General features: G+C 64.0%; 20 protein-coding genes and 1 pseudogene. 7 read left to right on the plus strand and 14 right to left on the minus strand.

Features of this window, described 5'->3' with window-relative positions:
• Positions 1 to 81: 81 nt before the first annotated feature.
• A complete protein-coding gene (gene dnaK, locus NDO48_RS27635) occupies positions 82 to 1,998 on the minus strand; it encodes a molecular chaperone DnaK (RefSeq protein WP_267322788.1) in 1,917 nt (638 codons plus the stop codon).
• Between the two features lie 266 nt (positions 1,999 to 2,264).
• Here dnaK and NDO48_RS27640 point away from each other — a divergent pair, with 266 nt between their 5' ends.
• A complete protein-coding gene (locus tag NDO48_RS27640) occupies positions 2,265 to 3,323 on the plus strand; it encodes a zinc metalloprotease HtpX (protein ID WP_267322789.1) in 1,059 nt (352 codons plus the stop codon).
• Positions 3,324 to 3,494: 171 nt separating this feature from the next.
• Here the strand turns inward: NDO48_RS27640 and NDO48_RS27645 are convergent, their stop codons facing one another.
• The 12 genes from NDO48_RS27645 to infC form a co-directional block, all read right to left on the minus strand.
• On the minus strand, positions 3,495 to 4,235 hold the full coding sequence (locus NDO48_RS27645) for a spermidine synthase (protein WP_267322790.1): 741 nt from the start codon (positions 4,233 to 4,235) through the stop codon (positions 3,495 to 3,497).
• Between the two features lie 168 nt (positions 4,236 to 4,403).
• Positions 4,404 to 5,390, minus strand: a complete 987-nt coding sequence (locus tag NDO48_RS27650) for a Gfo/Idh/MocA family protein (RefSeq protein ID WP_267322791.1) — start codon at positions 5,388 to 5,390, stop codon at positions 4,404 to 4,406.
• A 90-nt stretch (positions 5,391 to 5,480) separates the two neighbouring features.
• The gene (locus NDO48_RS27655) at positions 5,481 to 6,059 is read right to left on the minus strand and encodes a YceI family protein (RefSeq protein ID WP_018430577.1); all 579 of its coding nucleotides are present in this window, start codon (positions 6,057 to 6,059) and stop codon (positions 5,481 to 5,483) included.
• 67 nt (positions 6,060 to 6,126) lie between these two features.
• Positions 6,127 to 6,705, minus strand: coding sequence for a cytochrome b (locus tag NDO48_RS27660; RefSeq protein ID WP_040457143.1), 579 nt, complete (start codon positions 6,703 to 6,705; stop codon positions 6,127 to 6,129).
• A gap of 56 nt (positions 6,706 to 6,761) precedes the next feature.
• Positions 6,762 to 7,361, minus strand: a complete 600-nt coding sequence (locus NDO48_RS27665) for a nucleotidyltransferase family protein (RefSeq protein ID WP_267322792.1) — start codon at positions 7,359 to 7,361, stop codon at positions 6,762 to 6,764.
• A gap of 18 nt (positions 7,362 to 7,379) precedes the next feature.
• Positions 7,380 to 9,785: a phenylalanine--tRNA ligase subunit beta gene (gene pheT / locus NDO48_RS27670; protein WP_267322793.1), complete on the minus strand. Its 2,406-nt coding sequence runs from the start codon at positions 9,783 to 9,785 to the stop codon at positions 7,380 to 7,382.
• On the minus strand, positions 9,782 to 10,213 hold the full coding sequence (locus NDO48_RS27675; RefSeq protein ID WP_018430573.1) for an ASCH domain-containing protein: 432 nt from the start codon (positions 10,211 to 10,213) through the stop codon (positions 9,782 to 9,784). Before NDO48_RS27675 ends, pheT begins: the two co-directional genes overlap by 4 nt.
• Complete coding sequence (gene pheS / locus NDO48_RS27680) at positions 10,210 to 11,295, minus strand: phenylalanine--tRNA ligase subunit alpha (RefSeq protein ID WP_018430572.1); 1,086 nt, start codon at positions 11,293 to 11,295, stop codon at positions 10,210 to 10,212. Before pheS ends, NDO48_RS27675 begins: the two co-directional genes overlap by 4 nt.
• Before the next feature lie 114 nt (positions 11,296 to 11,409).
• Positions 11,410 to 11,811, minus strand: a complete 402-nt coding sequence (gene rplT / locus NDO48_RS27685; RefSeq protein WP_018430571.1) for a 50S ribosomal protein L20 — start codon at positions 11,809 to 11,811, stop codon at positions 11,410 to 11,412.
• A 35-nt stretch (positions 11,812 to 11,846) separates the two neighbouring features.
• On the minus strand, positions 11,847 to 12,050 hold the full coding sequence (gene rpmI / locus NDO48_RS27690; RefSeq protein WP_018430570.1) for a 50S ribosomal protein L35: 204 nt from the start codon (positions 12,048 to 12,050) through the stop codon (positions 11,847 to 11,849).
• Between the two features lie 208 nt (positions 12,051 to 12,258).
• The gene (locus tag NDO48_RS27695; protein WP_267322794.1) at positions 12,259 to 12,885 is read right to left on the minus strand and encodes a methyltransferase family protein; all 627 of its coding nucleotides are present in this window, start codon (positions 12,883 to 12,885) and stop codon (positions 12,259 to 12,261) included.
• A 205-nt stretch (positions 12,886 to 13,090) separates the two neighbouring features.
• On the minus strand, positions 13,091 to 13,627 hold the full coding sequence (gene infC / locus NDO48_RS27700; protein ID WP_040457142.1) for a translation initiation factor IF-3: 537 nt from the start codon (positions 13,625 to 13,627) through the stop codon (positions 13,091 to 13,093).
• A gap of 201 nt (positions 13,628 to 13,828) precedes the next feature.
• Here infC and NDO48_RS27705 point away from each other — a divergent pair, with 201 nt between their 5' ends.
• From NDO48_RS27705 to NDO48_RS27720, 4 genes are all read left to right on the plus strand, one after another.
• On the plus strand, positions 13,829 to 14,602 hold the full coding sequence (locus NDO48_RS27705; RefSeq protein WP_267322795.1) for an alpha/beta hydrolase: 774 nt from the start codon (positions 13,829 to 13,831) through the stop codon (positions 14,600 to 14,602).
• A gap of 4 nt (positions 14,603 to 14,606) precedes the next feature.
• Positions 14,607 to 15,749: a benzoate/H(+) symporter BenE family transporter gene (locus NDO48_RS27710; protein WP_267322796.1), complete on the plus strand. Its 1,143-nt coding sequence runs from the start codon at positions 14,607 to 14,609 to the stop codon at positions 15,747 to 15,749.
• 120 nt (positions 15,750 to 15,869) lie between these two features.
• Complete coding sequence (locus NDO48_RS27715) at positions 15,870 to 16,310, plus strand: DUF2852 domain-containing protein (protein WP_018430565.1); 441 nt, start codon at positions 15,870 to 15,872, stop codon at positions 16,308 to 16,310.
• Between the two features lie 93 nt (positions 16,311 to 16,403).
• Positions 16,404 to 17,156: a M48 family metallopeptidase gene (locus NDO48_RS27720; RefSeq protein WP_018430564.1), complete on the plus strand. Its 753-nt coding sequence runs from the start codon at positions 16,404 to 16,406 to the stop codon at positions 17,154 to 17,156.
• A gap of 98 nt (positions 17,157 to 17,254) precedes the next feature.
• Here NDO48_RS27720 and NDO48_RS27725 read toward each other — a convergent pair whose 3' ends face one another.
• The gene (locus NDO48_RS27725; RefSeq protein WP_267322797.1) at positions 17,255 to 18,157 is read right to left on the minus strand and encodes a LysR family transcriptional regulator; all 903 of its coding nucleotides are present in this window, start codon (positions 18,155 to 18,157) and stop codon (positions 17,255 to 17,257) included.
• Between the two features lie 295 nt (positions 18,158 to 18,452).
• Between NDO48_RS27725 and NDO48_RS27730 the strand changes: the two genes are divergently transcribed.
• Together NDO48_RS27730 and NDO48_RS27735 are read left to right on the plus strand one after the other, a co-directional pair.
• A complete protein-coding gene (locus NDO48_RS27730) occupies positions 18,453 to 19,112 on the plus strand; it encodes a phosphoribosylanthranilate isomerase (RefSeq protein WP_267322798.1) in 660 nt (219 codons plus the stop codon).
• A 29-nt stretch (positions 19,113 to 19,141) separates the two neighbouring features.
• A pseudogene (locus NDO48_RS27735) lies at positions 19,142 to 19,457 on the plus strand (tryptophan synthase subunit beta); the annotation flags it as partial.

Consider the following 19,457-nt stretch of genomic DNA (forward strand, 5'->3'; position numbering starts at 1 on the left):
GCGCCGCATTTTTTCGGCTCAGGTTGCAAAAAAGCCCGGCCAAACCGCCGGGCTTTCTTGTCAGAGCCTCGAAATGGGCACTTAGGCCGACTTCTTCTTGTCGTCGTTGTCGTCGATTTCTTCGAAATCGGCGTCGACAACGTCGCTGTCCTTGGCCGCGTGAGCCGCGGCGTCGGATTCAGCCGCTTCCTTCTGCGAAGCCTCATACATCGCCTGGCCAAGCTTCATCGAAGCTTCGGCAAGCGCCTGCGACTTGGCATTGATGGCCTCGACGTCGTCGCCCTCGGTGGCGGTCTTCAGGGCCGCGATCGCATCCGAAATTGCGGTGCGGTCGGCTTCGGTGACCTTGTCGCCATACTCCTTCAGCGACTTCTCAGACGAGTTCAGCAGGCTTTCGGCCTGGTTGCGTGCCTCGACCAGCGCCTTGCGCTTCTTGTCGGCCTCGGCATTCACCTCGGCATCCTTGACCATCTTCTCGATGTCGGCGTCCGACAGACCGCCAGAAGCCTGGATGCGGATCTGGTGCTCCTTGCCGGTGCCCTTGTCCTTGGCCGAGACGTTGACGATGCCGTTGGCGTCGATGTCGAAGGTCACTTCGATCTGCGGCACGCCGCGCGGTGCAGGCGGAATGCCGACGAGGTCGAACTGGCCGAGCATCTTGTTGTCGGCAGCCATTTCACGCTCGCCCTGGAAGACGCGGATGGTCACTGCCGACTGAGAATCCTCAGCCGTCGAGAAGACCTGGCTCTTCTTGGTCGGGATCGTGGTGTTGCGCTCGATCAGGCGGGTGAACACGCCGCCCAGCGTCTCGATGCCCAGCGACAGCGGGGTCACATCGAGCAGCAGCACGTCCTTGACGTCGCCCTGCAGAACGCCAGCCTGGATGGCGGCACCGAGAGCAACCACCTCATCGGGGTTGACGCCCTTGTGCGGCTCCTTGCCGAAGAACTGTTTCACGATCTCCTGGATCTTGGGCATGCGGGTCATGCCGCCGACCAGGACCACTTCGTCGATCTCGCCAGCCTTCAGGCCGGCATCCTTGAGCGCTGCCTTGCACGGCTCGATCGTGCGCTGGACGAGATCGTCGACCAGCTGCTCGAACTTGGCGCGCGACAGCTTCAGCGTCAGGTGCTTGGGGCCGGTGGCGTCGGCCGTGATGAAGGGCAGGTTGATTTCGGTCTGGGTCGTCGACGACAGCTCGATCTTGGCCTTTTCCGCAGCTTCCTTGAGGCGCTGCAGGGCAAGCTTGTCGTTCTTCAGGTCGATGCCCTGTTCCTTCTTGAACTCGGCCGCCAGGTACTCGACCAGGCGCATGTCGAAGTCTTCGCCGCCGAGGAAGGTGTCGCCGTTGGTCGACTTCACCTCGAACACGCCGTCGCCGATCTCGAGCACCGAGATATCGAAGGTGCCGCCGCCAAGGTCATAGACGGCAATCGTCTTGCCTTCGGTCTTGTCGAGGCCGTAGGCGAGGGCCGCAGCCGTCGGCTCGTTGATGATGCGCAGCACTTCGAGGCCGGCGATCTTGCCGGCATCCTTGGTCGCCTGGCGCTGGGCGTCGTTGAAATAGGCCGGAACGGTGATGACCGCCTTCTCGACCTTCTCGCCGAGATAGGCTTCCGCCGTTTCCTTCATCTTCTGCAGGATCATCGCCGAGATCTGGCTGGGCGACTGCTTCTTGCCGCCGGCATCCACCCAGGCGTCGCCGTTATCACCCTTCACGATGTGATAGGGGACCAGCTTCTTGTCCTTTTCGGTGACCGGATCGTCATAGCGGCGGCCGATCAGGCGCTTGACCGCGAAGACGGTGTTTTCAGGATTGGTGACCGCCTGGCGCTTGGCCGGTTGGCCGACGAGGCGCTCGCCGTCGCCGCTGAACGCGACGATGGAAGGGGTCGTGCGCGCGCCTTCCGCATTCTCGATAACCTTCGCGTCCTTGCCGTCCATGACGGCTACGCAGGAATTGGTCGTTCCCAGGTCGATGCCGATAACTTTTGCCATTTTGCTACTTCTCTCCGCTTAGCAGGCTCTCTGGACCCATTGAGGCGTTCCGTCGAGAGCCCCTTGTCACAAGAAATTCCGCTCCGGATGCCGGATTTCCGGGCCGAAGCGGTGTTGCGGCGTATATAAGAACAGGCTTCAGACAGCGCAAGCGTCCCGAAACTTTCCAATTGCCAGGACTCGGCAAAAGCCTGTCGAACCCACATATTCTGCCTATGAGCGAGCTGCGTTCAATCAACTTATTCGAGCATCGCCGCAACCGGGCGGTGAATACGCTGCAAACCTGGCTTCTCGGCGCCGGCAGCCTGCTCCTGCTCGGCATCACCGCCTGGGCCTTCGCCGGCAGCACCGGAATCCTCTATGCCCTTGTCTTTGGTGCGCTTTCCATGTGGGCGGTGCGGCGGATCAGTCCGCAGATGGTGCTGTCCATGTACAAGGCCCGGCAGGTCAGCGCGGCCGATTTTCCGGCCGGTTTCCGCATCGTCGAGGAACTCGCCCGCCGCGCCGAGCTGCCGGCCGTGCCGAAACTCTACGTCATCCCCTCCAAGATGATGAACGCCTTTGCCGTCGGACGGCGCGAAAACGCGGCCATCGCCGTCACCGACGCGCTCGCCCGCAGCCTCACCCCGCGCGAACTGGCCGGCGTTCTCGCCCATGAAATCAGCCACATCGCCCATGAGGACGTGAAGGTGATGGCCTTTGCCGACATGGTGTCGCGCTTCACTTCGTTCATGTCGACCGTCGGTCTGTTTTCGCTGCTGCTCAATCTGTTCGGCTTTGCCGGCGGTTTCGAGCCCAAGGTGCCATGGCTCGCCGTCGTCGTCCTGCTCGCCGCGCCCACCGTCGGCGGCCTGCTGCAGATGGCGCTGTCGCGAACCCGCGAATTCGACGCCGACCTGGGTGCCGCCACGCTGACCGGCGACCCCGATGGCCTGGCTTCGGCGCTGACCAAGCTCGAACGCGCCCAGGGCAAGCTGTGGGAAAACATCCTCTTGCCCAGCGGCCGCATCCCCGATCCCTCGGTCCTGCGCACCCATCCGCTCACCGCCACCCGCATTGCCCGGCTGAGGGCGCTGAAGGCCGAGGAGGCGGCCGACGAGTTCGGCGCCACACCCAGTGCAGCGATGCCACATGTCACGCGCCCGTCGCTGGTCCCCAAGATTCGCGCCCATCCCGGAACCTACCTGCCACATGGCGCCCGCGGCTTCATCAACGCCGCCAACACCGATTTCGCCGACGATACCCGCCCCGCCAGCGACGCCCCGCTCAATCCACCCAGCAGCCGCCCCCGCATCCGCGTCACCCGAGGTGGGGTGTGGTGGTGATTTTTCACCCCAGGAGTGGGGGAGACGATTTCCATGGTCTGAGGAATTTCTGCGGCTGACATCAGGCGCATGCCGATGTTGTGCCATCGGGCCAATCTTCGTCGTCTCGCACCCCTAATCCGCCGCTTCGGGCACCTTCTCCCATAAGGGGAGAAGGGCAAGAGAGCGCGCCTAGCGCCGCCCCTTCGCGCCAGTCGGACGCCGCTTCGCGGCATCAGAGCCACCCTTCGTCGCAGCCGGTGCGCTGTTCGCCGCTACCCAGATGACGTGGCGGGCGCCGCCGCCCTTGGTGCTGGCGCGGACCTTGACCTCGTCGGTGACAAAACCGCTCTCATGCAGCCGACGCGAAAACGATTTGTCGGGGCCTTGTGACCAGACGGTCAGCACGCCGCCCGGCTTGAGCGCGGTCTTTGCCGCATAGAGGCCGGTGTAGTTGTAGAGGCTGTCATTGGCGTCACGCGACAGGCCCTCGGGGCCGTTGTCGACGTCGAGCAGGATCGCGTCGTAGCTGCCCGCGCCGTCCCGGATAAGCTTGCCGACATCGCCGACCACGACCTCAACGCGCGGATCGTCGAGGCCGCCGGCGGACAGCTCGGCCATCGGTCCGCGCGCCCAGTCAACGACCTCGGCCACCAGTTCGGCGACGACGATGCGGGCGTCCTTGCCGAACAAGGCAAGGGTGGCGCGCAGCGTGAATCCCATGCCGAGACCGCCAATCAGGATTTTCGGCTTCGAACGGCCGCCAATGCGCTCATGGGCAAGCCGCGCCAGGGCCTCTTCGGAGCCGCTCAGCCGGCTGTTCATCAATTCGTTGGTGCCGAGCATGATCGAAAACTCGGTACCGCGCTGCTTGAGGCGCAGTTCGCCGCCGCCGGGGATCTTCGCGGTGTCGAGTACGGTCCAGGGAATCATCGCCGCGTGCCTTGGTAGTCGAACGTCATGGGCCGCTCCCTAGAGCATTTTGCCGCCAGACGAAATCGCCTGGCGTCGCTCAATGCTCGCAACAGGGTACCAGAGCGGCCGAACGACACTCGTGGCGCCCCCGGGAGTGCCAGACGGCCTGCCAAAGACGCTGGGTCGTCAGACCTTCTCCCAGCTATCATGGTCGCCAGCGCGGAAAATGGCGTCGATGGCCTTCTGGTTGAGCACCGACTCCTCGAGCGAGAAGACGTGCTCCCCGCTGCCCTGCGCGGCGCGCGCAAAAACCTCGGCCTGGAGCCGGTATTGCTGGATACCGGGGAAGCGGAACACGGTCGCCTCGGTGTGACCGGCATTGTGAAGCTCGATGCGGTGATGTTCGTAGAGCCCGGCATTGAAGGGCGAGCGCACCTCGATGAAGCCCTTGTCGCCGTGGAAGACCATCAGCTGGCGGTTGGCGAGCTGAGTCGACAGGTAGAAGGACAGTTCGAAATCACCGAAGTCGGCGCGGACGCTGGAATAGATGTCGGTGCCGAATTTCGGATCGCGCTCGATCGTCGCCTGGACCCGCAGCGGCTCCCTGCCGGTGGTGAAGCGCGTGGTAACAGTCGGATAAACACCGATGTCGGGCAGGGCGCCGCCGCCGAGATCGAGCTGGTTGCGCATGTTGTTAGGGTCGACGTTGAAATAGGAGAACGCGCCCTGGACGTGCTTGAGCTTGCCGATCGCGCCCGAAGCGATCAGGTCGCGCACCTTCAGCCATTGCGGATGATAGGTGACCATGAACGCTTCGGAGACGATGACCTTTTTGCGGTCGCGGATCTCGATCAGCGGCGCGATGTCCCCGGCCTTCAGCGCCAACGGCTTTTCGACCAGCACATGCTTGCCGGCCTCTGCCGCCTTCGCCGCCCATTCAAGATGCTGCGAGGTCGGCAGGGGGATGTAGACGCCGTCGACCGTATCGGAGGCGAGAAGCTCCTCATAGGAGCCGAAGGCATGGGGCGCGGAAAAACGGTCGGCCAGCGCCCGGGCCTTGCCGAGATCGCGGCTGGCGATCGCCGCGATCACGCCATTGTCGGAATCGGCGATGGCCGGCAGCACATGGTCGCGGCCAATCTTGGCTGTCGAAAGAATACCCCAACGAAACATCTGGCCTCCGGACGCAATGGGAAAGCCGGCCCTCCCGGCCGCTTCAGGAGATTGGCGGAAGCGGCGGCCAAATGCCAGAGCCTATCTGGTTCAGCCGCGATGACCGGTGAACTCCATGTCGAAGGCGACGATGTTGGAGTAGAGCGGCGTGCCGACATCCATCTGGTAACGCGAGCGGAACACCTTGCCGCTGACATGGAAGCGGATCTGGCCACCGCTCATACTCTGCAGTTCGGCCTCGAACTTCTCGCTGTTGGTGCGGCCGCGCGCCGTCAGCTGGCCTGTTATCATGGCCGAGTTGTCGCCGGTACGCTGCACCGAGGTCGAGCGGAAGCTGATCTCGCGCGAATTGGCGACGTCGAACACGGCATCTGACTTGAGGAACGCATCGACGCGACCCTCGCCGGTGCCGACGCTGGCGGGGAAGATGGTGATATCGACCTTGGAATGGGCGATATCGCCGCCGTCGATCCGGATCGTTCCCTTGAAACTGCCAAAGGCGCCGTTCAGCCCGCCGCCGCCGATCTTACCGATGGCAAAGCGAATGGTCGAGCCGCTGGGCGAGATGGCATAGCGCCCGGCGGCATCCGACAGCACCACCGCCTGGGCGGAGCCGGCAATCGAACCGAGGGCAAGGAGGGTGGCAACGCCAAAAACGCGCAAGGACATCTCATCATACTCCCTGATGGCGCAGCAGACTGGCCACGCATCGAGACGAACGAATTGGCCGTTGCCACTATTCCTGCCGGCGCGGGCGGCGATCGAGAAAAGGCGCGATCATCCTGACCAGCACGACGTCGCGCAGCCAGAAATGGTGCCTGAACGCCGCCAGGATATGGAGCACAACCAGGGCTATGCCGGCATAGGCGAGCCAGCGGTGGCCGAAGATCCAGAAATTCTCGGCCTGCTCGGAAACGCCAATCGGCAGATGCGGCATGAGGAAGAGGTTGAACGGCATGGAAGGGATTTCGAGCACCGAGACCGACACCAGCACCCAACCGGACAGCGGCACCGCCAGCTGCGTGACGTAGAGCGCCAGATGCACCGACGGAGCCACACGACGCTCCATCGGCCCGACCTCGTCGGGCAATTCCGGGCTCTTGTTGCCGAGCCGCCAGCCGATGCGGACCAGCACCAGCCCGAGCAGCAGGAAGCCGAAGGATTTGTGCAGCTGGATCAACTCGAAGGAGGTACGCTGACTGGCGACGCGGATCATGACCAGCCCGAGCGCGAACTGGCCAATGAAGAGAGCGGCGATCAGCCAGTGAAGGACGATCGCGGTCCAGCCGTAGCGGGTCTTGGTGTTGCGCAACATCGACGGCACCTCCGTCGCACAACGAATCTGGAGCGGATTTCGTCCCCGAACAGGGCCTACCAGTCGATGACCGTGACCTCGGGCCACATCTCCCTGGCGCGCCGACCCTTGGCCAGGTGAGTGGCGCGGTTGTCGTTGCGATGGTTGGGCGTCAGCCGGAAGGCGAAGATGTCGTCGAGGCCGAACGGCGCCCAGACCTGGGGCATGCCGCCAACAATGGCGAGACCGACGGCGTGGGTGCGGGAGGCGAAGTGCTCGAGCGACTCGGCAGAAGACGCCAGGGGCGCGCGCGGCGAGCCGAAATGGTCCTCGAACCAGAGATGGACGCGGGCCTGGTTGCGGATCTCGACCGGCAGCGGCAGATGCGCGAAGGCATCGTTGCCGCGGCGGATGACCACGTCCTCGGCCTCCCAGGAGAGGTCCGAGCCGTCGAAGTAAAACAGGTCGATGTCGCGGATGCCGTAGCCGGCCGGACGACCGGTCAGTTGATTCCAGACGCTGTTGTAGAGAGCGCCCGAAACCAGCATCCACTGCGGCAGGTCGAGCTTCTCGGCCAATGCGAGCGCGGGGCGGACGATCGGGTCGGCGAGAAGGATGTCGAGCAGGACCTGCCGCTGGTCTTCAAACGGCAGGCCCTTGTAGCGAAGATGCTCCATGCTCCTCCCCGAGCGTGATCAGCTCCGGAGCGAGCCGCCGGTCTGCTTCTTGACGTTCTCCACGATCTTGGCAGCCAGTGCCTCGAAATCCTGGTCGGTCAGCGTCTTTTCGACCGGCTGGATGGTGACCTCGATGGCGACCGACTTCTTGCCCTCGCCGAGTGATGCGCCTTCGAAGATGTCGAAGACGGAAACGCCAGTGACCAGCTTCTTGTCGGCAGAAAGAGCGGCGCGGGTCAGCGTGCCGGCCTCGACGGCCTTGTCGACGACAAAGGCGAAGTCGCGCTTGACCGCCTGGAACGGCGACAGCTCGAGCTTCGGCTTGGTCTTGGTCGGCTTGGCCTTGGGCTCGGGGATGGCGTCGACATAGACTTCGAAGCCGCAGAGCGGACCCGACACATCGAGACCTTCGAGCGTCCTCGGATGGAACTCGCCGAAGGTGCCGAGCACGACCTTGGGGCCGAGCTTGATCACGCCCGAACGGCCCGGGTGGTACCACTCCGGAGCTCCCGTCTCGATCTGCAGCCGGTCAACGGGCGCGCCGCAGGCTTCGAGTGCCGCGATGGCATCGGCCTTGGCGTCGAACACACCGACATTGCCGGCATTGCCCGACCAGTTGCGGCCCGAACCTTCGAGCTTGGCGGTGCCACGACGCACGCCGGCGGCGACACGGCGCTGACCTTCGGCCGTGTCGTTTTCATAGGTGCCGGAGACCTCGAACAAAGCGACGTCGCCGAGGCCACGGTCGGCGTTGCGCTGGGCCGCGGCAAGCAGGCCGGGCAGCAGGGACGGGCGCATGTCGGACATGTCTGCCGCGATCGGGTTAGACAGCTTGAGGCTGTCCTGGCCGCCGCCGAACAACTCGGCGTGCCTGGCCGGAATGAACGACCAGGTGACGGCCTCCATCATGCCACGCACGGCCAGCGCGCGCCGAGCCGAGCGCGTGCGAATCTGCAGCGTCGTCAGGATCTTGCCGTTGACCGCGTCATGCGCGCCGAGCGGCTGCGGCGCGATGTTGTCCACGCCGTGGATGCGCATGACCTCTTCGACAAGGTCGGCCTTGCCGTCGACATCGGGACGCCAGGACGGCACGGACACCTCGACGACGTCGCCATTGCCGTTCACGCCGAAGCCGAGGCGGGTCAGGATATCGAGGCTCTCTATCTTGGCGACCTCGATGCCGGTCAGGCGCCTGACCTCGGACAGCGGGAAGGAGACGACCTTGGCCGTGTGGCCGGCATAGCCGACGACATCGGTCTTCGTCGGCTGTCCACCGCAGAGTTCCAGCACCAGCTTGGTCGCCAGCTCGACGCCCCGAACCATGAATTCGGGGTCGACGCCGCGCTCGAAGCGATAGCGCGCATCGGTGATGATGCCGAGCGTGCGGCCGGTGCGGGCGACGTTCAGCGGTGCCCACAGAGCCGACTCGATCAGCACATCAGTCGTGTTTTCGTCGCAGCCCGAGTGCTCGCCGCCCATGACGCCGGCAATGGATTCGACGCCGTTGTCGTCGGCAATGACACACATCTCTGATGTCAGCGCATATTCGCGCCCGTCGAGTGCCAGCACCTTGTCGCCCTCGCGGCCGCGGCGGACCACTAGGTTGCCGGCGACCTTCCTGGCGTCGAAGACGTGCAGCGGGCGGCCGCGGTCGAAGGTGACATAATTGGTGATGTCGACCAGCGCGTTGATGGGCCTGAGGCCGATGGCCAGCAGGCGCTGCTGCATCCACTTGGGCGAGGGGCCGTTCTTGACGCCGCGCACGAGACGCAGCGCGAAACCGGGGCACAGCTCCGGCGCTTCGATCGAAACCTTGATCGGGCAGTCGCCTTCACCGTTGATCGCTTCGACCGAACCGCCCTTGAGCGTGCCCAGGCCGGACGCTGCGAGATCGCGGGCGATGCCGTAGACGCTGGTGGCGTCGGGACGGTTCGGCGTCAGGTTAATCTCGATCATCGGGTCGTCAAGATGGGCGTAGGCGGCAAACGACGTGCCGACGGGCGCATCGGCCGGCAGGTCGATGATGCCGTTGTGTTCGTCCGACAGCTGCAGCTCGCGCTCGGAGCACATCATGCCGTGGCTTTCGACACCGCGGATCTTGCCGACTGACAACGTGACGTCGATGCCGGGAACATAGGCGCCGGGAGCGGCGAAGGCGCCAACCAAGCCGGCGCGGGCGTTGGGCGCACCGCAAACGACCTGAACCGGCGTGCCGGTGCCAGTGTCAACGGTCAGCACCTGCAGCTTGTCAGCGTCGGGGTGACGGCTTGCCGTCAGTACCTTGGCGATGACGAAGGGCTTGAGGGCCGCCTTGTCATCGACGCTTTCGACTTCGAGGCCGATCGACGTCAACCGCTCGACGATCTCGTCCAGCGTCGCCTCGGTGTCGAGATGATCCTTGAGCCAGGAGAGGGTGAATTTCATGGGTTCACTCGTTTCGTGTCGTTGCGGTCGAGCACTTCCACCAGCCGGAACCGCTCACAAACCAAAATCATCTCAGGCGAAAAGCCGCCGTTGCGGGCGAAATAGGCCTCGTGGGCCTGACGCCAGTATTCATAGGACAGGTCGCCCTCACCTTCCGCAGCAGCAAACTCGGCGTCGACCTCGTCGAAGCGGCGATGGATCGCTTCGACCGTTTCGATGACAGCGGCGCGCCGGCCCTGACCGTCGAGCACCACATCGCGACGCCCGACCTGAGGCACCGGCTCGTCGCCGCCGAAATCGCGCAAGGCGCCGCATGTCGCGGTCTTGCGGCCAGACAGCACCAGCGCCAGCAACTCGTCGGCCAGCTCGGGGCTGTCGCCGAAGGCGAAGGTCACCGCATCGGCATATGGATCGGCAGCTACGCTCATGCGCTCAGACCACCGAACAGCGTCGGCATGTCGAGAGGACGAAAGCCGTAGTGCTGCAGCCAGCGGACATCGGCATCGAAGAAGGCGCGGAGGTCGGGCATGCCGTATTTCAGCATGGCGATGCGATCGATGCCCATGCCCCAGGCAAAGCCCTGATATTCGTCGGGATCGAGACCGCCATGGCGCAGCACGTTGGGGTGAACCATGCCGCAGCCGAGGATCTCCATCCAGTCGCTGCCTTCGCCGAAGCGCACTTCGCCCGGACGCGAGCGATCGCACTGGATGTCGACTTCGAGGCTCGGCTCGGTGAACGGGAAGAAGGACGGGCGGAAGCGCATCTTGACGCTGGGCACCTCGAAGAACGCCTTGCAGAACTCCTCCAGCACCCACTTCATGTTGGCGATGTTGGCGGTCTTGTCGATGACCAGGCCCTCGACCTGATGGAACATCGGCGAGTGCGTGGCGTCCGAATCCTGGCGATAGGTCTTGCCCGGGATGACGATGCGGATCGGCGGCTTCTGCGTCTCCATGGTGCGGATCTGCACCGGCGACGTATGGGTGCGCAGCAGCTTGCGCTCGCCATTGGCGTCGGGCGGGAAGAAGAAGGTGTCGTGCATCTCACGCGCCGGGTGGCCGACGGGGAAGTTCAGCGCCGTGAAATTGTAGTGGTCGGTCTCGACATCGGGACCTTCGGCAATGGCGAAGCCGAGATCGCCGAAGATCGCCGCGATTTCGTCGATGACCTGGCTGATCGGATGGATACGGCCGCGCTCGGCCGGCGACTGCCGCACCGGCAAGGTGACGTCGACCTTCTCGGCGACGAGGCGGGCGGTGATGGCGACATCACGCAGCTCGGTCTTGCGGGCGGACAGCGCATCGGTGACGCGGTTCTTCAGGCCGTTGATCGCAGGGCCCTTGGTCTGGCGCTCTTCGGCGCTCATCGCGCCAAGCGTCTTCAGCATCTCCGAGACGGAGCCCTTCTTGCCCAGCGCCGATACGCGCACCGCCTCGATGGCCTGCTCGTCGGAGGCGGAAGCGATGTCGCTCAGCAGCGATTGTTCGAGAGTTTCAAGATCGCTCATGGTCCAGTTCCGTTGCGGCCCTAACGGCCCTTCGTTGCTGCAAAGAAAAACCCGCGCCAGCCGTGCCAGCGCGGGTTTCCCAAATCAAGTCTGTGATGCTTGGGAAGGCGCTGGTTAAGCAACAGCGCTTTCAAAAGCATTCGGGGTGGTGTTCTTGAGGTACTCAAGAGCAACCTTGGCCTTGGCCACGAGCGCGGCGAAAGCCTGCGGCTCATGGATAGCCATGTCGGAGAGGATCTTGCGATCGATCTCGATGCTGGCCTTGTTCAGGCCGTCAATGAAGCGGCCATAGGTCAGGCCGTGCTCGCGGGCTGCGGCGTTGATACGCTGGACCCACAGGGCGCGGAAGTTGCGCTTGCGGTTCTTGCGGTCGCGGTAAGCGTACTGCAGCGACTTCTCGACTGCCTGCTTGGCGATGCGGATGGTGTTCTTGCGACGACCGCGGAAACCCTTGGCCTGCTCGAGAACCTTCTTGTGCTTGGCGTGGGCGGTTACGCCCCTTTTGACGCGTGCCATGTCATGATCTCCTTAAAACGTTGTCCAGGCCGGGCTCAGAGGCCGTTCGGCAGAAAATTCTTGATGACCTTCTTGGCATCGGGTTCAGCCAGAACCATCGTGCCACGGGCATCGCGAATGAACTTGTTGGAACGCTTGATCATGCCATGGCGCTTGCCTGCGGCAGCCGCCAGGACCTTGCCAGTTGCGGTAACCTTGAACCGCTTCTTAGCAGCCGATTTGGTCTTCATCTTGGGCATTTTGCTACTCCGTTCTTCAGAATTCCGAAGCCCCCGAAAGTGCTCGAAATCCCTTCATGTTGTTGTTTTCAGGCCGACCAAAGCCCGAAAAGCAAATGAAACCGCCACGGCATGCCCTGCCGGGCGGTTCTGGGACGCGGCTATATACGCGGAAGTTTGGCGCAGTGCAACACCCTGAAAGGGCAGCAACCGCGATGCTTCAGCGGCCTCAGGGCAAACGGAACAGCACCGGCAGCACGCCGGTGGTCTGGGCCTTGTCGATGATCTCGAACACCGGCAAGGCAACGAGGAAAACCAGCCCGTCGAGCAGCGTCGTCAGCAGGATCTTCGGCTTGAAGCTGCCGGTGTTGCCTTCTTCATAAAGCGAGATGTTCGGCACGAAGCGCGGAACGCGCGCGACGTAGGCAGCATATTCGGGGCCGAAGAGGTGACTGAGGTGTTTTTCCTCGCGCAGGATGACGATGTGGAAGGCAAATGCGCACAGCAACGCGAAGCCGAGAGTGATGACGACCGAGCCCATCTGCGCGCCAACGCCGGCCGCGGCAAGCGTCGAGAAGACATAGAGCGGGTTGCGGGTCATCGAGTAGGGGCCGCCGGTGACGATCTCGCCCGACTTGCGCCCGCCAATATAGAGCGTGCACCATAGCCTTCCGATGATGCCCAGGAAGATCATCACGATGCCGGCCATCTCCAGCATCTCGTGGATCGAAGTCTCGGGCGGAAAGGACGACTGGCCGAACAGCAGAGCTGCGAACAGCGCCACGATCAAAGCGCCCAGCACCATGCGGCGCCTGTGCTGGTAATGGCCCAGACCTTTGTATTCCGGCTCGCTCATCGCTTTCCACTCGCCGGCCGCTCGCTTGTGGCGAGTTTCACTGCACGGCGCCTATCAGGAGAAAAGAATCCATCCCGGCAGTCCGCCGGGGCCCACGGAGCGCCCCGCGTCCTTTCGGACGCGCAGTGGCGCTCCAGCAGTCTTCAGTCGCGTGCCGTGAATTCCGAAAATCTGAGTCGATTTTCGGGCGGCTCGCACCAAGGCATCAGCGCGGTGCGAGCACCATCATCATCTGGCGGCCTTCGAGCTTGGGCTCGGCTTCGACCTTGGCGATGGTGGCGACTTCTTCGCGGACCTTGTTCAGGAGCTGCATGCCGAGCTCCATATGAGCCATCTCGCGGCCGCGGAACCTAAGCGTCAGCTTGACCTTGTCGCCTTCCTCGAAGAAGCGGCGAACCGCCTTCATCTTGGTCTCGTAGTCATGGCTGTCGATGTTCGGGCGCATCTTGATCTCCTTGATCTCGATGACCTTCTGGTTCTTGCGTGCCTCGGCCGCCTTCTTCTGGTTGGCGTATTTCAGCTTGCCGAGGTCAAGGATCTTGACGACGGGCGGCGTGGCATTGGGGGAAATTTCTACGAGATCGAGGCCAGCCTCTTCGGCGGCCAGGAGTGCGTCGTTGATGGAAACATCGCCACGGTTGGAACCGTCGACGTCGATCAGCTGGACCCGGGGAACCCGGATGTCACGGTTGGAGCGCGGGCCGTCCTTGGTGGGCGCGGCTGCTTTAAAAGGTCTGCGAATGGTCGTGGTCTCCTCGAGCCATTGACGTTGTGGTATCTGCGGAACGCGCCAATGTGGGGAGCGCGCGGGCGAAGTCAATAGCACAGCGATCTCAAGAAATCACCTGCATCTGAGCATCCAAACTGCCCCAAAATAACGATTCTTGAGGCACTTTCCGCATCATGCCGGCTGTGCCACAAGTCCGTACCAAGGGGATTTGACATGACCGCAGGCGCGCCGGACCTCATCGAGGTGGACAACATCAGCATTGCCTTGCGGCATATCGAGGGGATAGCACCCGGCATCGTGTGGCTCGGCGGTTACAAGTCGGACATGCTGGGCACCAAGGCCGAGACGCTGGCCGGCTGGGCTGCTGGCGAAGGCCGCGCCTTCCTGCGCCACGACTATTCCGGCCATGGCGAATCTGGCGGCGCGTTTGCCGACGGCACGATCTCCAGATGGCTGGCCGAGAGCCTCGCAGTGTTCCGCCAGTTCACGACAGGGCCGCAGGTTCTTGTCGGCTCGTCGATGGGTGGGTGGATCGCGCTCAGGATGAATGCCGAGCTCAACAAGTCGGGCGAGGGTGACCGGATCGCCGGGCTGGTGCTGCTTGCGCCGGCGCCGGATTTTACCGCCGAGCTGGTCGAGCCGGAACTGACCGAGGCGCAGCGCCGGGACCTGGCCGAGAAGGGCTATTTCGAGGAGCCATCGGAGTATTCGCCCGAGCCCTACATCTACACCCGCGCGCTGATCGAGGACGGGCGCAAGAACCTCGTCATGTCCGGGCCGATCCACACGCATTGTCCTGTCCATATCATCCAGGGCCTGGCCGACCCCGACGTGCCGTCCAGCCACGCGCTGAAGCTCATGAGCCTCCTGCCCGCCGACGATGCGACGCTGTCGCTGGTGCCGAACGGCGACCATCGGTTGTCGCGGCCGGAGGACCTCGAGCTGATGACCCGCGCCGTCGGTGAAATGATCGGGCGGGCAGGCTGAGCCGATGCGCATCTCGATCCCGATCTCGGCCTTCGTCGCGGCCATCGTCGGCTTCGGCAGCACACTCGCGATCATCGTCGCAGCCGCAAACGCGGTGGGCGCTACCCAGATTCAGACCGCTAGCTGGGTCACCGCCATCTGCCTTGCCATGGCCTTCGAGACGGCCTGGCTATCGTGGCGGACCAGGATGCCCGTCATCTCGGCATGGTCGACGCCGGGAGCGGCGCTGATTGCCGCCAGCAGTGGCTTCACCATCAACGAGGCCGTCGGCGCCTTCCTGATCGCCGGTGTGCTTCTGGTGCTGACCGGGCTGATCAAGCCGCTGACGCAGCTGATCTCGCGCATCCCGGCTTCCGTCGCCTCAGGCATGCTCGCCGGCATCGTCGTCACCTTCGCCATCAACGCGGCCAAGGCCGTGCCAACCGATCCGTGGCTGATCCTGCCGTTGATCGGCGCGTTCTTCCTGGTCCGGCTCTACAATCCGGTGCTGTCGGTGCTGGTGGTGCTGGTCGGCGGCGGATTGGCCGCCTTCCTCACCGGACGCGTCGGCACCCTGCCCGTGCCGGAGCTTTCGACGCTGACGCTGATTGCGCCCGAATTCACGCTGACCGCAACGATCGGCCTGGCGCTGCCGCTCTATCTCGTCACCATGGCCTCGCAGAACCTGTCGGGTCTGGCCGTGCTGCGCGCTGCCGGCTACCATCCTGAGCCCGGCCCGCTGATTGGCGTCACGGGGCTCTTTTCCGTGTTGTCGGCGCCCTTCGGTGCTTCGACCACCAACCTTGCCGCGATCTCCGCGGCGATCTGCACCGGCCCCGACGTGCATCCCGACATGAAGGAGCGCTGGAAGACGGGGCCGTTCTACGCGCTCGCCTATCTGGTGTTCGCCGCGTTCGGCGCATCGCTGGTGGCAGTGTTCGCCGTGCTCCCGCCGAGCCTGATCGTGCTGGTGGCGGGCCTCGGGCTGGTGTCGTCGCTTGCAAATGCACTGGCGATTGCGCTCAAGGACGACCATCACCGCATGGCAGCCACGATCGCGTTTGTGGTCACCGCCTCCGGGCTGACGCTGGTCGGTGTCGGCTCTGCCTTCTGGGGGCTGGTTGCAGGCCTTGTCGTGCTCGTGCTCGAGAACTTCAAAAAAGGCTAGGATTCGCAGGGCCTTGTCCGGTTTTGGCGGGCGCCGTCTTGAATCGCCATTTTTGCTTTCCCATGTCGATAAGAGCAGCTTTTTCTCCGGCTGCCTCGAACAAAGGAACGGCAATTTACTATGAACACGACTGCACTGATCCGCCCGGCCTGGACGCCGGCAACCATCGCGCTGATGGTGATCGGCTTCATGGTGTTCTGGCCGCTCGGCCTCGCCATGCTTGCCTACATCATCTGGGGCGACCGGCTTGACGGTTTCAAGCGCGACGTCAACCGTGCGACGGACGGCATCTTCGCCGGCTGCCGCAAGGCTTCCTACCGGGCCAGCGCCCAGACCGGCAACGTCGCCTTCGACGACTGGCGCGAGAAGGAACTCGAGCGCCTCAATGAAGAGCGCCGCAAGCTCGACGAGATGCGCGACGAGTTCGACGCCTATGCCCGCGAACTGCGCCGGGCCAAGGACCAGGACGACTTCGACCGCTTCATGGCCAACCGCCACAAGCCGACCGCGCCCACGGTCACGCCCAAGAAGGGCGGCAAGTCCGGCCTGCTTGACGACTGAGGCCAGAACCTCGCCTGCACGACACGGCGCCGCAACGAGCGGCGCCGTTTTTGTTTCCTCAAATTCCGCCCCGAATCACCTATTGTCCCGCCCATGCCCTTCGGTTTCCTGAGAAAGCTCCGCGAGCCGGCTCCCGTGCAGGAGCGCGAGCACGTCGTGGCCGGCCGGACGCTGCCGCTGCGCATCGTCGAGAACGACCGGGCGCGGCGGCTGACGCTGCGCATCGATGCCGGCGGCCGCGGCCTGCGCATCACCGTGCCACCCGGCCTGCGCCAGGGCGAAGTCGACCGTTTCCTCGACCGTCACCAGGGCTGGCTCGAACAGCGGCTCGCCAAGGTGCCGGACCGACCACAGGTGCGCCCAGGCATCAAGATCCCGGTCCGCGGGGTGCCGCATCTCATCGTCCATGAGGGCGGGACACGCGGCACGGTGCGGCTGGGCGAGGACGAAAGCGGCCCGACACTTGTCGTCCATGGCGACCGGGCGCACCTGCCGCGCCGCGTCGCCGATTTCCTCAAGCGCGAGGCCAAGCGCGACATCGAAGCGATGGTGGCCAGGCATTGCGAGGCAGCCGGCCGCCGCGCCAAGGCGATCCGCTTCCGCGACACGACCAGCCGCTGGGGCTCCTGCACCTCTGACGGGGTGCTGTCATTCTCGTGGCGCATCATGATGGCGCCGACACCCGTCATCAACTACCTCGTCGCCCACGAGGTCGCGCATCTGCGCGAGATGAACCATGGCCCGAAATTCTGGAAGCTGTGCGAAGAACTCTGCCCCGACACCGAGCGCTGTAAGGCCTGGCTCAAGCGCAATGGCGGAGCGCTGCAGGCGATCGTGTTTGAATAAGCGAATAGGGAATGGCAAATAGTGAGTAGTGGGGCCGTGCCCGCCGCGCGGTTTCGCCCACTGAGGCACTGTTCCCTAACTCGGCTTTTTTCTACTCACTACTCACTATCCCTATTCGCTCCCAACCACTCCTCCATGAAATCCAGAAACGCCTGCACCCGCGGCACGCGGAAGCGCCCCTTGGGCATGAGCGCCCAGAGCGAGATCGGGTCGGAGCGGTTGATGTCGGCAAGGATCTCGACCAGCCGCCCCTCGCGCACCGCCTGGCCAACGACGAAGTCGGCGAGACGCACGATGCCGTGGCCTTCGACGGCGACGTCGAACAGCATGCCGACATTGTCACAAGTGAAGTTGCCTGACGGCTGGAAGCGGACGACGCCATCGTCGCTCGCCAGAGGCCAGGTGGTCGCCGCCGACTGGCCCGAGAGTCGAATGCAATTGTGTCCGGCGAGTTCGGCCGCGGAGCGCGGCGTACCGGCGCGGGTCAAATAGGAGGGTGCCGCACAGATCAGGCGGCGTCCTTCGGCCAGATGCCGCGACACCATCTCCGAGCCTGACGTCGGACTGCCGCGGATAACCACATCGACCTGTTCGGTGACAGGATCGATGAGGCGGTCGGTCAGGGTCAGGTCGACCGAAACCTCGGGATAGTGGCTGAGGAACTCGGGCACCGCATGCAGCAGGGTTTGCCTGGCGAAGCCGGTGCTGGAATTGACGCGCAGCAGGCCTTTGGGCTTCGCCCGCGCCGATGAAACGTCGGCCTCGGCCAGATCGATGAGTTCGAGCACCTCGCGGGCCCGCTCCAAAAACAAAGACCCTTCCGAAGTCAGCGCCAGCCGGCGCGTCGTGCGCGTCAACAGCCGGACGCCTAGCCGATCCTCAAGCCGCGACATCAGCCTTGACAAAGCCGATGGTGTGAGGCGCAGGTCCTCGGCTGCCCTGGCGAAGGAGCCGAGATCGACGACTCGCACAAAGGCCTTCATGTCCTCAGATGACGCCATATTCGTGATTCCAGATCATGAATGCATCGCCAAACTAGCTAATTATGTCAGCCATAGTAACTGATAATCCCTTGGCATGGCTTCACCGAGGACCTGCCATGTCTTCAGACCACGACCTGCCGACGGCCAGTCCGTCATCTTCCGGCCCGATCGACTACGATCGTTTCCGGGCGATTGCCGTGAATGAGCGTCGGAAGGCCATTTCCGGATTTCCCGGTGCCGTACGCCGCTGGCTGGCGCTTGCGTTTCGCAAGCTTTTCTCGACTCCGCCGCCGTTTCGTGCCAATCCCGGCCCATGGCACTCGACATCAAGATCTGCGGCCTCAGCACCGCTGAAACGTTCGACGCCGCGCTAGACAATGGCGCGAGCCATGTCGGCTTCATCTTCTTTGCCAAGAGCCCGCGCAACGTTTCGCCCGAACTCGCCGGCCAGCTGCGCCAGGCAGGCAAAGGCCGTGCCATGGCGGTTGCGGTCACAGTCGACGCCGACGATGCCTTCCTCGACGAGATCGTGGCGGCAGTGGCGCCCGACATGCTGCAGCTGCACGGCAAGGAGACGCCGGCGCGCGTCGCCGAAGTCAAGGCGCGCTACGGCCTGCCCGTGATGAAGGCCTTTTCCATTCGCGAGGCCGGGGATTTCGAGGCGATCCTGCCTTATGCCGGCGTCGCCGACCGTCTGCTTTTCGACGCCAAGCCGCCCGCCGGCTCCGAATTGCCCGGCGGCAATGGCGTTTCGTTCGACTGGCGGCTGCTTGCGGGCCTTGACGCCTCCGTCGATTACATGCTTTCCGGTGGCTTGAACGCCGCCAATATCGGCGACGCCCTCAGGCTTGCGAACCCGCCCGGCATCGACATTTCCTCGGGCGTGGAAAGCGCGCCCGGCGTCAAGGATGCGGCGCTGATCGACAATTTCTTCAGGGCCGTCCGGGCCGCGCGCGAAGACAGCGCCGCTTGAGTGAGCCTCCAGCCGCAAGGAGATCGGCCTTGAACCAGCCGGCAGAGCCCAATTCCTTCCGCACCGGCCCCGACGAGCAGGGCATGTTCGGCATTTTCGGCGGCCGCTTCGTCGCCGAGACCTTGATGCCGCTGATCCTCGACCTGCAGCGCCACTGGGACGAAGCCAAGAACGATCCGGCCTTCAAGGCGGAGCTGAGTGAGCTGTCGACCCATTATGCCGGCCGGCCGTCCAAGCTCTATTACGCCGAAGGCCTGACCCGGCATCTCGGCGGCGCCAAGATCTACTTCAAGCGCGAGGACCTGAACCACACGGGCTCGCACAAGATCAACAACTGCCTGGGCC

Origin of the sequence: Aminobacter sp. MET-1, assembly GCF_026521175.1 — a bacterium.
Taxonomy (GTDB): domain Bacteria; phylum Pseudomonadota; class Alphaproteobacteria; order Rhizobiales; family Rhizobiaceae; genus Aminobacter.